Origin of the sequence: Amycolatopsis sp. lyj-108, from assembly GCF_046549005.1 — a bacterium.
Lineage (GTDB): Bacteria > Actinomycetota > Actinomycetes > Mycobacteriales > Pseudonocardiaceae > Amycolatopsis.
In genome coordinates, this window is record NZ_JAJPWQ010000001.1 from 655798 (window position 1) to 669613 (window position 13816).

At 68.8% G+C, this 13816-nt stretch carries 14 protein-coding genes; 5 read left to right on the forward strand and 9 right to left on the reverse strand.

Features of this window, described 5'->3' with window-relative positions:
• Positions 1-40: 40 nt before the first annotated feature.
• A complete protein-coding gene (locus ACLJO0_RS03225) occupies positions 41-1003 on the forward strand; it encodes a DMT family transporter (RefSeq protein ID WP_410576477.1) in 963 nt (320 codons plus the stop codon).
• Positions 948-1412 (forward strand): DUF6328 family protein, encoded by a 465-nt coding sequence (locus ACLJO0_RS03230; protein WP_125791035.1) that lies wholly within the window; start codon positions 948-950, stop codon positions 1410-1412. Before ACLJO0_RS03225 ends, ACLJO0_RS03230 begins: the two co-directional genes overlap by 56 nt.
• Here ACLJO0_RS03230 and ACLJO0_RS03235 read toward each other — a convergent pair whose 3' ends face one another.
• On the reverse strand, positions 1413-1940 hold the full coding sequence (locus tag ACLJO0_RS03235; RefSeq protein WP_410576478.1) for a hypothetical protein: 528 nt from the start codon (positions 1938-1940) through the stop codon (positions 1413-1415).
• A 77-nt stretch (positions 1941-2017) separates the two neighbouring features.
• Between ACLJO0_RS03235 and ACLJO0_RS03240 the strand changes: the two genes are divergently transcribed.
• Together ACLJO0_RS03240 and helR are read left to right on the forward strand one after the other, a co-directional pair.
• The gene (locus ACLJO0_RS03240; RefSeq protein WP_410576479.1) at positions 2018-3832 is read left to right on the forward strand and encodes a LamG-like jellyroll fold domain-containing protein; all 1815 of its coding nucleotides are present in this window, start codon (positions 2018-2020) and stop codon (positions 3830-3832) included.
• 177 nt (positions 3833-4009) lie between these two features.
• Complete coding sequence (gene helR / locus ACLJO0_RS03245) at positions 4010-6214, forward strand: RNA polymerase recycling motor ATPase HelR (RefSeq protein ID WP_410576480.1); 2205 nt, start codon at positions 4010-4012, stop codon at positions 6212-6214.
• 311 nt (positions 6215-6525) lie between these two features.
• Here the strand turns inward: helR and ACLJO0_RS03250 are convergent, their stop codons facing one another.
• The 8 genes from ACLJO0_RS03250 to ACLJO0_RS03285 form a co-directional block, all read right to left on the reverse strand.
• On the reverse strand, positions 6526-7020 hold the full coding sequence (locus ACLJO0_RS03250) for an Lrp/AsnC family transcriptional regulator (RefSeq protein ID WP_410576481.1): 495 nt from the start codon (positions 7018-7020) through the stop codon (positions 6526-6528).
• A gap of 168 nt (positions 7021-7188) precedes the next feature.
• A complete protein-coding gene (gene lysA / locus ACLJO0_RS03255) occupies positions 7189-8532 on the reverse strand; it encodes a diaminopimelate decarboxylase (RefSeq protein ID WP_410576482.1) in 1344 nt (447 codons plus the stop codon).
• 142 nt (positions 8533-8674) lie between these two features.
• A complete protein-coding gene (locus tag ACLJO0_RS03260; RefSeq protein WP_199753951.1) occupies positions 8675-8833 on the reverse strand; it encodes a DUF6307 family protein in 159 nt (52 codons plus the stop codon).
• Between the two features lie 9 nt (positions 8834-8842).
• On the reverse strand, positions 8843-9025 hold the full coding sequence (locus ACLJO0_RS03265) for an RGCVC family protein (protein WP_125791040.1): 183 nt from the start codon (positions 9023-9025) through the stop codon (positions 8843-8845).
• Positions 9022-10047 (reverse strand): fatty acid desaturase family protein, encoded by a 1026-nt coding sequence (locus ACLJO0_RS03270; RefSeq protein ID WP_410576483.1) that lies wholly within the window; start codon positions 10045-10047, stop codon positions 9022-9024. The genes ACLJO0_RS03265 and ACLJO0_RS03270 overlap by 4 nt, the downstream gene beginning before the upstream one ends.
• A 448-nt stretch (positions 10048-10495) precedes the next feature.
• Positions 10496-11410: a dihydrodipicolinate synthase family protein gene (locus ACLJO0_RS03275; RefSeq protein WP_410576484.1), complete on the reverse strand. Its 915-nt coding sequence runs from the start codon at positions 11408-11410 to the stop codon at positions 10496-10498.
• A 100-nt stretch (positions 11411-11510) separates the two neighbouring features.
• Positions 11511-11981: a heme-degrading domain-containing protein gene (locus ACLJO0_RS03280; protein WP_410576485.1), complete on the reverse strand. Its 471-nt coding sequence runs from the start codon at positions 11979-11981 to the stop codon at positions 11511-11513.
• 33 nt (positions 11982-12014) lie between these two features.
• Positions 12015-13244 (reverse strand): M20 metallopeptidase family protein, encoded by a 1230-nt coding sequence (locus ACLJO0_RS03285; protein WP_410576486.1) that lies wholly within the window; start codon positions 13242-13244, stop codon positions 12015-12017.
• 76 nt (positions 13245-13320) lie between these two features.
• Here ACLJO0_RS03285 and ACLJO0_RS03290 point away from each other — a divergent pair, with 76 nt between their 5' ends.
• Positions 13321-13803 carry a tRNA adenosine deaminase-associated protein gene (locus ACLJO0_RS03290; protein ID WP_199746177.1) on the forward strand — a complete coding sequence of 161 codons (483 nt, stop codon included), beginning with the start codon at positions 13321-13323 and terminating at the stop codon, positions 13801-13803.
• The last annotated feature ends 13 nt before the right edge of the window (positions 13804-13816 follow it).

The window sequence follows — 13816 nt, forward strand, 5'->3', positions numbered from 1 at the left end:
ACTCCGTCGGGCGATCATTCTCAAACTATGGGCAGGAAAAGTGAGTACCAACCCTCCGGATCGAACTTGGCTGGTCGCGGTCGCCGCCGCTCTTTGGGGCACCGACGGGCTTCTGAGGCTTCCGCTCGCCGAGGCGCTCCCGGCGGCCACGGTCGTCTTCTGGGAGCACCTGCTCGTGGTGCTCGTGCTGAGCCCGTTGATCCCCGGCGCCTTCCGGGCGTTGCGCCGATGCGGGCCGCGGGAATGGCTTGCCGTGCTCGCGATCGGCGGCGGCTCCTCCGCGCTGGCGACGGCGATGTTCACCGCGGCCTTCAAACTGGGCGACCCGGTGACGCCGTTGGTGCTGCAGAAGCTCCAGCCGGTGTTCGCCGTTCTGGCGGCATATTTCGTACTCCGTGAGCGGGTCCGCCCGGGATACGCCTTCTTCGCGGTCCCGGCGCTGCTGGGCGCTTGGCTGCTGGCGTTCAAGGATCCGCTGAACATCCAGCTCGCCGCGGCGAAGGCGGCGCTGCTGGCGATCGGCGCGGCCGCGTTGTGGGCGGCGGGCACGGTGCTCGGACGGCTGCTCTCCACCGAACTGGCGCCGAAGGAGGTCACCACCCTGCGGTTCACCGTCGGGCTCCCGGTGGCGGCGGGCATCGTGGCCTTTCAGGGCGGCGAGTTCGCGGTCGGCTGGGACAACGCGCTCGGGCTCGCGTTGCTCGCGCTGGTCCCCGGCCTGCTGGCGCTGAGCCTCTACTACGTTGGCCTGCGGTCGACGCCCGCGGCCAGGGCGACGCTGGCCGAGCTGGCGTTCCCCGTCACGGCCGCCATCATCGGCGTATTGTGCTTGAACGCCGATTTGTCGGGTACTCAGTGGCTGGGCCTCGCCGTAGTGGTCGTGTCAGTGACATCTCTCGGCTGGCACGAGAAGGTCAGGCGTCAACCGATGGTCCTGGAGCCACCACATGGTCGAGCACACCGGCGAGACGAAGAACGAACGCCTGACCCGCAACGTCAGTGAGCTCCTGCAGGAGCTGCGGGTCGCGCAGGCGGGCGTTCAGATCCTCTTCGGTTTCCTGCTCACGGTGGTGTTCACCGACGAGTTCCACGCGGCGAGCGGGTTCGAGAAAGCCGTCCACCTGACGGCGGTCCTGCTCACGGTCTGTTCGACGGTGCTGCTGACGGCGCCCGCCGCATGGCATCGGCTGTTGTTCCGCACCGGCAACCGTGAGCGGATCCTCACCGTCGGCAACCGTTCGGTCCTCGTCGGGCTCGGCTGCCTCGCGGCCGCCATCACCACGACCGTCGCGCTCATCGCCAAGGTCGTCTACGGCCCGATCTCGATGACGATCTTCGGCGTGGTGTCGGCGGTGCTGTTCGTCGTCATGTGGTTCGTGGTGCCGAAGAAGATCGACCGCAACGGCGACTGATCACCGGCCGGTGCGCACCGGGGTTCCGGCCGGCAGGCCGAACGCGGCGGCCGACACCGACTTCGGTTCGTCCGGGCTAGCGCCGTCGAGCACCCGGCGGGCGCCGACCCACGAGAACATCTCCTTGACCGAGGGCGAATAGCCGGCACCGTCCTTCGCGAGTTCCCGGTCTAGCACGCGGTACCCGTCGGGAGTGCGTTCGACGCGGTAGACCATCGCCCGGCGGCGGAATCCGCTGCGCGTGACGAGCTCGCCGCCCTCTTTCGCGACCTCGTCGCAGCTCGCGACCAGGCCGATCTTGACCCGCTCGCCGTCCGGCCGGGTCTCGATCACCTTCTGCGTGCACACCCAGCGGATTTCCGGGCCGCCGGAACCGGCGAGCGCGCGCACATGCCGATCGATCGGCGGCAGCGCCTCCCGCGCGACGGCGTCGTCCACCGTCGGCATCTCGTCCACGATCCACCAGGCCGCCGCGGTCACCACCACACCGACCCCCGCGAGCACGGGCCAGCGTTTGACGTTCCCCATGTGACGAAGCTACCGAGCGGGGCAAGTGTTCACCCGCGGTTCGGGACGCGTTGCCTCCGCGACCGTAGGTTGCGGCCGTGAACGACTCCTCCAGACGGACCTTCCTGCGCGGTGCGGGCCTGCTCGGCGCCGGTGCGGCGGTGTCCGCGTTGCCGGCACTCGGTGCCCCAGCGGCTTCGGCGACCTTCGGCCACCACGGCCCGGACGCCGAAGACGGCCGCTTCACCCTCGCGGTCCTGCCCGACACCCAGTACCTCTTCGACGCCGACCGCGGCGATCCCGCGCCGTTGGACGCCACGCTGCGGTACGTCACCGGCGGCGACGAGAACATCGTCTTCCTGGCGCATCTCGGCGACCTCACCGAGAACGGGCAGCCGGGCGAGTTCGACCAGATCAGCCGGTCGTTCCAGCACCTGGACCGGCGCCGGTTCCCGTACAGCACGCTGGCGGGCAACCACGACATCAAGTCCTCGACCGACGACCAGCGTGGCCGCACGCCGTATCTGGACGCGTTCGGTCCGCAGCGGCAACGGGGTTCGCGGACCTTCCGCGGCGCGAGCCCGGACGGCTACAACAGCCACCACGTCTTCCGTGCCGGCGGGCGTGAGTGGCTGCTGCTCGCGCTCGACTGGAGGCCGTCGGCCGGCGGGCTGGAGTGGGCGCGGTCGGTGCTCGCGCGGAACCCGCGGCTTCCGGCCATTCTGACCATCCATGAATTGGTATGGGCCGACGAGGCCGGACAGGCTCAGTTCTCGGAGTTCGGGCAGCGGGTCTGGGACGAGCTGATCGCCGGGAACGACCAGATCTTCCTGACCCTCAACGGGCACTTCTGGCCGCCGGGCCGCGCGGTGAAGCGGAACAACGCGGGCAACGACGTCCATCTGCACATCACCAACTACCAGGACCGCTACTACGGCGGCAGCGCGATGATCCGGCTCTACCGGTTCGACCTGGCGCGGAACGTGATCGACGTCCGCACGTTCTCGCCGTGGCTGGCGGACCAGGCGCCACGACTGAACGAACTGCAACGGCGGGAGATCGAACGCACCGGCCCGGCGGACTACTTCAGCCTGGAGGTCGACTTCGAGTCGAGGTTCGCCGGTTTCGCGCCGGTCCCGGTCCCGCCCGCGCGGCCCGCCGAACGGCAGCTGATCCGCGGGACCGTGGCCTACTGGCGGTTCGAAGGCCGTGACGGCGCGCCCGTAGACGGTGTCCGGGACCTTTCGGGCCGTGGCAACGATCTGGTCCGGGTGACCCTGCCCGGCAGCGCTCCCGAGGCGCTGCGGTTCTCCGGCGAGTTCTCCGGGCGGCAGCCGTCGAGGTCGAGCCTTCGTTTCGACGGCGGCAAGAAACCGGCTCGCGGCGGGTATCTGCGCACGGCGGACTCCGCGCCGATGAACGCGGAGACGTTCGCCCGCGGCTACACCGTCGAGGCGTTCGTGAAACTGCCCGCGGATTTCAAGGACGGCAAGCACTCCTGGGCCGCGATCTTCGGCAGGCAGGGTTCCGGCGGCAAGGCGGGCAAAACCGGTGACGACCCCGGCGAGCCGTCGGCCACACTGTCCCTTTCGGACGGTGCGGCGTTCCAGTGGGCGGTGTTCCCGGTGAACCAGAACGGGATTTCCACCTGCTGGAGCCACGAACTGGCGTTGCAGGAGTGGACGCACGTCGCGGCCGTCAACGACGGCAGGCGGACGACGCTCTACGTCGACGGCTGCCCTGTGCTGCGGAATCCGAAGACGCCTGCCACGGGGATCGCGAACCCCGGCGGCTCTTGGCTGATCGGCGCCTACGCCTACGACTCGATCGTCGAGCAGGCGTTCCACGGCTGGCTCGGCGACGTCCGTGTGGTGGGGAGGGCGCTCGACCCGCGCGAGTTCATGCTCGGCTGAGTGCTCCGGATGGTGCGCGGTAATGGTGGATCTTCGTCCCCATTATCGCGCACCGTCGTTTCCGGTGGAATACCGGGCCCCTCTTGACAAGCGGTGGACAATAGAAAATCGGCGCCCAATCAAGAATGCTGATCGGTACGCCGAATGTGTTGTCAGTCTAACCGCTGTGAGGGGAACTTGTCAAATCAGGGGTACGACGAGGAATTGCGGTCCGAACGGCAGTATGTCGCGTCGCTCTACGGACGGCTGGACACCGAACGCGCGCGGGTGAGGGAGGCGTATGCCGGTGCGCTGCGGGGAGAAGGCTTCGCGCTTTCCGACCGTGAGGTGTCCGTCGGCGCCAAGGCGAGCGAGATGGCCAGGCTGAAGATCGCCGACGAGGGCCTTTGTTTCGGCCGTTTGGACGCCCTTTCGGGAGAACGGAGGTATGTCGGCCGGATCGGCCTTTTCGACGAGGAGAACGACTACGAACCGCTGGTGCTGGACTGGCGGGCGCCGGCGTCGCGCGCGTTTTACTGCGCGACGGGCGCGTCCCCGGAAGGAATGTCCCGGCGCCGTCAATTCCGCACCCTCGGACGTGACGTCCTCGACTTCACCGACGAGGTCTTCGGCCGTCCGGAATCGGCGGGCGAACGGGGTGACGTCGCACTGCTGGCCGCGGTCAACGCGCCGCGCGGCGAGGGGATGCGGGACATCGTCGCGACGATCCAGGCCGAGCAGGACGAGATCATCCGGCTGGACCACGCGGGCGTCGTCGTCGTGGAGGGTGGCCCCGGCACCGGGAAGACGGCGGTGGCACTGCACCGGGTGGCGTACCTGCTGTACACGAAACGGGAGCGCATGGAACGCCGCGGCGTGCTCGTGGTCGGGCCGAGCAGCGGCTTCCTCGATCACATCGGCCGGGTCCTGCCGTCGCTCGGCGAGACCAGCGTCGTCTTCGCGACGCCTGGTGACCTCGTCGCCGGTCTGCGCGCCGAACGCGAGGATCCGCCGCCGGTGCAGCGGCTGAAGGGTTCGCTGGCGATCCTGGACGTGCTTTCGGCGGCGGTGGCGGACCGGCAGGAACTACCGGCCGAGGCCGAGCCGATCGAACTCGACGACGTCACCGTGCCGGTGGACGCCGAGGTCGCGGCCGCCGCGCGTGCGGTGGCCAGGGAAAGCGGCCTGCTGCACAACGAGGCGCGGCCCGTCTTCGACCGGGAGGTGATCGCCGCGCTCGCCACCCGCGCGGTCGACCGGCTCGGCGCGGGCTGGCTGCCGTCCGGCGACGAGCACACGCGTCCGGAGCTGCTGAAGAACGCCCGGCGCGACCTGGAAGCCAGCGAGGAGCTCCGCGCGGTGCTCGACCGCCTCTGGCCGGTGCTGACGCCACAGCGGCTGCTCGCCGACCTCTACGCCTCTCCGGAGCGGTTGCGGGCGGCGGGGGCCGATCCGGCGCTGTTCCGCGAGGACGCCGACGCGTGGACGGTGTCCGACGTGCCGCTGCTGGACGAAGCCGTCGAACTGCTCGGCAGGGACCGCACCGCCGAACGCCGGGCGGCGGAACGGGAGCGGCTGGCACGGAAGGAATACGCCGAGCGGGTGCTGGAGATCGTCGAGGTCGAGGACGACCACGACGACTACGAATTCGCGCTCCGGCCGACGGACGTGCTGATGGCGGAGGAGCTGGCGGACCGGTTCGCCGAACGCGACGAACGGGATCTGGCCGAACGCGCCGCCGCAGACCGGGAGTGGACCTATGGCCACGTCGTGGTCGACGAGGCACAGGAACTGTCCGAAATGGACTGGCGGGTGCTGATGCGGCGCTGTCCCAGCCGGTCGTTCACCGTCGTCGGGGATCTCGCGCAGCGGCGGTCGCCGTCCGGCGCGCGATCGTGGGACGCGATGCTGTCGCGGTACGTCGCCGACCGATGGGTGTATCGGAAACTGATCGTCAACTACCGGACGCCGTCGGAGATCATGACGGTGGCGGCCTCGCTGCTGGCGAGTTTCGCGCCGGACGCCGTTCCGCCGGACTCGGTGCGTTCTTGCGGCGTGCGGCCGTGGGCGCGCCGACTGTCCGAAATGGACATCGAAGAGGCGGTCGCCGAGTTCACCCGCGAGGAATCGGGGCGTGAGGGGACTTCGGTCGTGATCGGGCCGCCGGGCGTGCCGGGCGCGATCCCGCCGTCCGCCACGAAGGGGCTGGAGTACGACGCGGTACTGGTGGTGGAGCCGGAGCGGATCCTCGCGGACGGCCCGAGCGGCGAGGCGGAACTGTACGTCGCGCTGACGCGGGCGACGCAGCGGCTCGGGGTCTTGTACAGCGGGGCGCTGCCCGCCGTGCTGCGCGGGCTCGACACGCGGCGGCGGACGCCGGACGCGTACCTGCGCTGTGTCTAGCCCCTCCGGGAGTGCAATGAAAGGTCCCTTCCTTGCAAAATTTGCAAGGAAGGGACCTTTCATTGCGCCTTCGGTCCTTGAATCGGGTGCCCGCGAGCCCGTGGTCACGGGGTCGTGAGTGAGGTTTCGTGGTCCGGGGTTCGGCGCGGGCCAGGTGTCCCCAATGCCGCATTGGGGACACCGGTCAAGCGACCGGCACGCCACCTCGGCAGAACCCGAAGCCCCAGCCAGGCGAAGGGGACTTTCAGCGCATGAGACGCGGGGAAAGTCCCCTTCAGGCCGCCGCCGGTCCGATGCGCGGCGGCCCCGGCCTACTTGGTCAGGTTTCCCCAGGCGTATGTCTGTTTTGCCAGTTTCAGGTAGACCAGTGTTTCAGTGCTGACGACACCCGGTATGGGCCGGATGTCGTCGTTCAGCACACTCAAGAGGTGTTCGTCGTCCCTGCAGGCGACCTCGGCGAGCAGGTCGTAGCCTCCCGCGGTCAGCACGACGTAATGGACGTCCGGCAATCCGGAGAGCTGGTCGGAGACCGCTCGCGGATCGCCATGGACCTTGATCCCGACCATCGCCTGACGGCCGAGCCCGACGTTCGCCGGATCCGTGACCGCGACGATCTGCATCGTCTCGTCCCGCAGCAGTCGCTGGACGCGCTGCCGCACGGCACCCTCCGACAGTCCGACGGCCTTGGCCAAGGCCGTGAACGAGGCCCGCCCGTCGACTTGCAGTAGAGCGATCAGAGTGCGATCGGTATGGTCCAAACCTCTAGGCGTGCGCTGCTCCATCTGCGCGCGTGGTTCGTCACCCATGCCGTCCCTCCCTTTGTTTCGGCATGCGATTCTTGTCGCGCAGCGTATCGATCAATGTCCAGAATGCTACCGCCGTTAAGTTGTTTGTCGCGATTCTCTTTCCCGGCGCCTTGGAGCCGAGGATTCTGTCGCGTGACAGGCCGGGTGCCGAGGTTTTCGGACGGCGCGTCAGCCCAGGTCGCGTTTCAGCAGGTCTTCCTCGGTTTCGCGGCGTACGAGCAGGGTCGCCGCACCGCGGGAGACACCGACCACCGGGGGCCTGCCGACGAGGTTGTAATTCGACGCGAGCGAGTGGTGATAGGCACCGGTGCACGGAACGGCGAGCAGATCGCCGGGGTGGACGTCGTCGGGGAGCGAGAGCCCGTCGGCGAGGACGTCGCCCGATTCACAGTGCCGTCCGACCACCGTCATCGGCCGCCGTGCGGCCCGGCTGCGCCTGCCGATCAAGCGCGCGGTGTACGCCGCGCCGTAGAGCGCGGGCCGCGCGTTGTCGCTCATCCCACCGTCGACGGCGACGAAGGTGCGCGAACCGCGTTTCACCGCGCAGACCCGGTACACGGTGATCCCCGCCGGGCCGACGATCGCGCGGCCCGGTTCGATCGTCAGTTTCGGCAGCGGGAAACCGTGCGAAGCGCATTCGTAAGCGAGCGCGACACGCAGACGCCGTACATAACCGTCGATGTCGAAACCCGTGTCGCCGGGCAGATAGCGCACGGCGTGCCCGCCGCCGAGATCCAGTTCGCGCAGGGTGATGCCGTGGGTTTCGCGGAGTGCGACCAGCACCGCGATCATCTTGCGGGCGGCCAGTTCGTAGAAATCGACCCGGGACACCTGCGAACCGATGTGGCAGTGCAGACCGGCCAGGCGGAGTCCGGGTTGCGCGAGCACCGCGGAGACGGCGCGGCCGAGGTTGTCGCGGACCTCCTCGCGCAATGAGAAGCCGAACTTTTGGCCTTCGGTGCCGGTGGTGATCGCCGCGTGCGTCCCCGCCGCGACGTCGGGTGTCACGCGGATCAGCACCTGCTGCGCGCCGGTGGCCAGCGCGCCGAGCTGCTCGATCTCGTCGAGCGAGTCCACCACGATCCGGCGGACGCCGTAGGACAGCGCCGCCTTGAGGTCTTCGGGGGTCTTCGCGTTGCCGTGCAGCAGGATCCGCTCGGCGGGGAAGCCGACCGACCGCGCCACCGCGATCTCGCCCGCCGAGCAGGTGTCGAGGGAAAGTCCTTCTTCGGCGACCCAGCGCAGGACGGCGCGGATGCACAGCGCCTTGCTCGCGTACGCCACCTCGGCGTCCGGCAGCGCCCGGCGGTACGCGCGGGCGTTCTGGCGGACCTCGTCCTCGTCGAGCAGGTACGCCGGTGTCCCGAACCTCGCGGCGAGGTGGGACACCGGCGCGCCGGCGAACAGCAGTTCCCCGCCGTCCCCGAGCCGGGTGCTCCGCGGCCAGACCCCGGGTTCGAGGTGGTCGGCGGCTTCGCAGCCGAGGCTGGGCAGGAGCTCGCTGAGCGTCACGGTTACCTCCGCGTCGATCGGTCAGTGCTCTCTCAGCACAACTCCGATCGACCCGGCACGGCCGCTTCGGCAACGTCTCCCTGACGCGTTCCGGGGGCTCGCTGACGCGATGTTTACGCGCGAGTAACCCGGGCCACAGCGATCAGCGGACGGGCTCCGGAACGGTGTCCAGCGCGCGCACCATGTGCACGGCCAACGCGAACGCGGCCTCGTTGCCGAGGTCGGTGTGTTCGTTGACGATCTTCTTCACGGTGTCGACCCGCATCTCGTAGCGGGAGACGGGGACGGTATCGGCGTTCATGGTGATCCTCTATTCGGTTGTTTCGGGTTTCGTGGCACAGGTGCAGCCGCGGCTGAACCCGCCTGCCGCGGTCGCGGTGCAGAAGCGGCGGGCGATCGCGTCGTGCGCGGACAGGGGATGCGGGCAGCTCGGGCAGCGGTCGTCGGCGGCGGGTTCGGCCACATCGCCGAGGGAGCGGATGGAGGAGGTCATCGCGCGGCCACCGCCTGAGCGCGCAACGGCGCCCCCACTTCGTGCAGATGCCGGAGCACGTAGCCGTAGGAGGCCGCCCAGCCGCACTGGGCGTAGTCGATGCCGTGCTTCGCGCAGAACTCCCGCACGATCACCTGCGCGTGCTTGAGATTCGGCCGCGGCATGCTCGGGAAGAGGTGGTGCTCGATCTGGTAGTTGAGCCCGCCGAGCGCGAAATCGACGACCGGTCCGCCGCGCACGTTGCGTGAGGTGAGCACCTGCTTGCGCAGGAAGTCGAGCGTGTGCCCCGCCGACAGCGTCGGCATGCCCTTGTGGTTCGGGGCGAACGAGCAGCCCATGTAGACACCCCAAAGGCACTGGTGCACGGCGATGAAGGCGAAGCCGACACCGGGAGAGAGGACCACGAACACCGCTGTCAGGTACGCGGCGGTGTGGGCCAGTATCAGCGCCGATTCGAGCTTCCGCCGTTTGAAGCCGCGCTGGAAGATCGCCGTCACGCTCGAGGCGTGCAGGTTCAGGCCTTCCAGCAGCAGCAGCGGGAAGAACAGGAACGCCTGGTATTTCGCCATCCAGCGCAGGAAACCGCGTCGTTCGGTGCCCTGGCCCTTGGTGAAGATGAGCGCGGCGAGGTTGACGTCCGGGTCCTCGTCCTCATGGTTCGGATTGGCGTGGTGGCGGGTGTGCGTGCCGACCCACCAGCCGTAGCTCAGCCCGGTCAGTCCACCGTGGACGAAACCGGTGACGTCGTTCGCCTTGCGGCCGCGGAAGATCTGTTTGTGTCCCGCGTCGTGGCCGATGAAGGACAGCTGCGTGAACATCATCGCGAAGAACGCGGCGAGGAACAGCTGCCACCAGGAGTCCCCGAGATGCGCGAACGCGACCCAGCCGCCCGCGAAAGCGAGCAGGTTCAAGGCGATCTTCACCGCGTAGTACTTGCGCCGTCGGTCGAGGAGCCCGGCGTCTTTGACCAATTTGGACAGTTCAGCGAAGTCGCTGCCCTGCCTTGTCTGTGTGGAGGTCATAGAAGAGTCACACCGTTCTGGTTCGTGAAAGTGGGCAATCCAGCAACGGGTTTCAGAACACCGAAGGGGTCTGGTTCGGCCGAGAAAGGCACTGGTACCACAACACGCCACGGTCGCTCCGTGGCCTGCCTCCAGTGTCCCACGACGGCGGAGCGGAAGCAATTCACCAAAACAGCACGATCCGGCGTACAGTCGAAGACATCGAGGGAAATTTCCCCCGGTTCCATCCGGTCGTGAGACTCGATCGGAGACAGGAGCACCGGCCAGACACATCGTTCTTCGCGCTCATGGTCCCGCCGGCATTGTCCGGTGAGCAGCCGCCCGCCGCGCTACAGCGCGCCCCGAGGCGCCCATTAGGGCCACGCCGCGATCGTCGATGGCCACGACCTCTGACCTGTCGCCGTGTCCGCACCCGCCCCTGGTGGGTGCGGACACGGTCCGAAAACCGCTAGCGAAGGCCCCACTTCTCAAGCAGCCCGGCGACTTTCGCGCGTTCGACGTCGGTCAGCGCGCGGCTCGGCGGCCGGACATCGGAGCGGCACAAACCCAGCTGTGCCAACGCTTCCTTCACCACGCTCACGTTGTTGGCGTTGCCGTCCGCGGCCCGTAGCTCCTCGAACGGCCGGACGCGTTCCCAGCAGGCCATCGCGCCGCGGAAGTCGCCGTCCCGCAGTGCGCGGAACATCTCCAGAGAGATCGACGGCGCGACGTTCACCAGCCCCGACGTGAACCCGGTCGCGCCGACGGCGAAGTAGCCCGGCGCCGAGAGCTCCGCCAGTCCGGCGATCCACACGAAGCGATCGATCCCCGCGTCCCGTGCCACCGAAGCGAAACGAACCGGATCCGGCACGGCGTACTTCACCCCGATCACGTTTTCCGCCGCGTCGGCGAGCCTGGCGAGCTGCCCGCCGTCGATCTTCGGATCACGCACGTACGGCACGACGCCCAGTTCCGGGACCGCGACCGCGATGGCGCGGTGGTACTCGACCCAGCCCTCCGCCGAGACGTACGGATGCACCGGCTGATGGATCATGATCAGCTCCGCGCCCGCCTCGCGCGCGTGCCGCGCCGCCCCGATCGCCGTGCGGACGTCGTGCCCGACACCGGCGACCACACTCGCCCGCCCCGCCGTGGCCTGGACCGCCAGTTCGAGGCAGTGACGCGTCTCAGCCTCGTCCAGCGCGTAGAACTCGCCGGTGTTCCCGTTCGGAGTCACGACGTCGACACCGCCGGTGATCAGCCGGTCCACCAAGTTCACGTAGGACTCCGGAGCCACGGCGCCGTCGGCGTCGAACGGGGTCACCGGGATGGCCACGACCCCGGACAGCCGCCGTTTCCGCTCGTCGAACCGCGAGGAGACCACTGGTATGTCCGATCTGATATATGATGTGACGCCTCACCCTAACAGAACTCGAAGCCGTCCACAGGTGGACAACCTGTGGACAACTCCGTGGAAAGTCTGCTTAGGACAGTGTGGCGAGGAAGGCTTCCAGCTGCTCGACGACGAACGCGTGATCGTCAGCCTGGGGCAGTCCCGAGACGCCGACGGTGCCGACCGGTCCCACGCCCTCGACGAGCACCGGGAACACGCCGCCGTGCGCGGCGTACAGGTCCGGATCGAGGCGGGAAGCGGCTTCGAACGTCGTGCCCTTCGCACGGAACTGTTCGCCGACGAGGAACGAGCTGTGGCCGTACCGGTCGACGACACGGCTCTTGCGGTCGATCCACGCGTCGTTGTCGGCCGAGGTCCCCGGCAGGGCCGCGTGGAACAGCCGCTGGCCGCCGCGGCGCACGGACACCGTCACCGGGAGGGCCCGGTCCCGTGCCGCCGCGAGGAGGTGGGCGCCCAGCTTCAGCGCGGTCTCGTTGTCGAACCGGCGGAAGACCAGGCGCTCCTCCTGCGCGGCCAGCACGGCCAGGATGTCATCGCTCATGACGTCCATTAAATCAACACTGTTGTGTAAAGGCTACCGAAGCGCGTCCAGCGCGAAGGCGGCGTACATCGCGACGCCGTTGGCCATCGCGTCCTCGTCGAAGACCACGCGGTTCGAGTGGTTCGCCTCCGCCTCGTCCGGGTCGACGCCCGCCGGGCGGGCGCCGAGGAACGCGAACGCGCCCGGAACCCGCTGCAGGACGTAGGAGAAGTCCTCCGCGCCCATCACCGGGTTCTCCATGACCTCGGTGTTGTCGGCCCCGAGCACCTCGGCCGCCAGCTCCAGCACGCGCTCCGCGACCAGCGGATCGTTCACCGTGACCGGGTAGCCGGCGACGACTTCGGCACTCACCCGGACGCCGTGCGCGGCGCCGACCGCTTCACAGACCTTCGGCAGTTCCTCGCGCACGTACGCCTGCGTCCGGTCGGACAGCGTGCGGATCGTGCCCTCCAGGAACGCCGTCTCCGGGATGATGTTCGTCGTCGTCCCGGTCTCGATACGGGTGACCGAGACCACCGCGGGCTCGAACACGCTCACCTTGCGGGTCACCATCGTCTGCAGCGCGCTCACCATCGCGGCCGCGGCGGGCACCGGGTCGATCGCCTGATGCGGCGCCGAGCCGTGCCCGCCCCTGCCGGTGACCTTCACGTGGAAGCTGTTCGCCGACGCCATGATCGGGCCGGGCCGCGTCTGCACGACCCCGGACGCGGCCGAGGTGAAGATGTGCAGGCCGAACGCCTTCTCGACGCGTTCGCCAGCGGCTTCGAGCACGCCTTCGTGGATCATGTGGCGCGCGCCGTGCTCGCCTTCCTCGCCGGGCTGGAACATGAACACCACCGACCCGGCCAGCTCGTCGACGTGCTCGCTGAGCAGCCGCGCGGCCGACGCCAGCATCGCGACGTGGGTGTCGTGCCCGCAGGCGTGCATCGCGCCGTCTTCCTCGGAGGTGAAGTCGACGCCGGTGTCCTCCTGCAGCGGCAACGCGTCCATGTCGCCGCGGAGCAGGATCGCCGGACCCGGCTTCCCGCCGCGGAGGACGGCGGTCAGCGAGGTGGTGGATTTGCCCTCGGTGATCTCCAGCGGGAGGCCTTCGAGGGCGGCCTTGATCGAGGCCTGGGTTTTCGGCAAGTGGAGGCCGATCTCCGGATTCCGGTGGATCTCCCGGCGGAGCTCTACGGTTTTCGTTTGGAGCGCGCGGGCTTCCTCCAGTAATCCGGCGAAGCGCGCATCGGGGAGGGTGGGCAGGTCGGTCGGTCCGGTCATGTCTCGATAGTGGCGCATGCGGCGCTTCGGGCGCACCGTGCGTGCGTTCCGAAAGCGGGCGGAATACGGTGTGCGCATGGCGGTGCAAGAGCCGATCACGGGGTTCGCGGTGGCCGTGGTGCGGGAGGACGGTCGATGGCGGTGCAGCTCCCTTGATCCCGGGGCCCTGGCCGAACTCGACGCTGCGATCACTGAGCTCGGAAAACTGCGTTCGACCGGGGCCGCCTTCGGGCTGCTCGCGGTCGACGACGAGTTCTTCGTGATCGTCCGGCCGAGTCCGAGAGGGCCGTCGCTGCTGCTGTCCGACGCCGCCGCGGCGCTCGACTACGACATCGCCGCCGACGTCCTCGACGTGCTGAGAGTCGACCCGCCGGACGAGGACGACGACGCGGTCTGGCCGGAAGGCGATCTGGAGATCCTGTCCGATCTCGGACTGCCGGGGGCCGAACTCCAGGTGATCGTCGGCGAGGTCGACCTCTATCCGGACGAACAACTCCAGATGGTCGCGCAGCGGTGCGGATTCGCCCCCGAGTTCACCAAGATCCTGGACGAGATCTGAGCCCCGCCGCCTC

Excerpts from the sequence above, each read along its gene's own strand:
- ACLJO0_RS03290 (WP_199746177.1), top strand. The coding sequence starts at position 13,321 with ATGGCGGTGCAAGAGCCGATCACGGGGTTCGCGGTGGCCGTGGTGCGG.
- ACLJO0_RS03250 (WP_410576481.1), bottom strand. The coding sequence starts at position 7,020 with ATGGGTGACGAACCACGCGCGCAGATGGAGCAGCGCACGCCTAGAGGT.
- ACLJO0_RS03270 (WP_410576483.1), bottom strand. The coding sequence starts at position 10,047 with ATGACCTCCACACAGACAAGGCAGGGCAGCGACTTCGCTGAACTGTCC.
- ACLJO0_RS03235 (WP_410576478.1), bottom strand. The coding sequence starts at position 1,940 with ATGGGGAACGTCAAACGCTGGCCCGTGCTCGCGGGGGTCGGTGTGGTG.
- ACLJO0_RS03280 (WP_410576485.1), bottom strand. The coding sequence starts at position 11,981 with ATGAGCGATGACATCCTGGCCGTGCTGGCCGCGCAGGAGGAGCGCCTG.
- ACLJO0_RS03260 (WP_199753951.1), bottom strand. The coding sequence starts at position 8,833 with ATGAACGCCGATACCGTCCCCGTCTCCCGCTACGAGATGCGGGTCGAC.
- ACLJO0_RS03285 (WP_410576486.1), bottom strand. The coding sequence starts at position 13,244 with ATGACCGGACCGACCGACCTGCCCACCCTCCCCGATGCGCGCTTCGCC.
- ACLJO0_RS03230 (WP_125791035.1), top strand. The coding sequence starts at position 948 with ATGGTCGAGCACACCGGCGAGACGAAGAACGAACGCCTGACCCGCAAC.
- ACLJO0_RS03265 (WP_125791040.1), bottom strand. The coding sequence starts at position 9,025 with ATGACCTCCTCCATCCGCTCCCTCGGCGATGTGGCCGAACCCGCCGCC.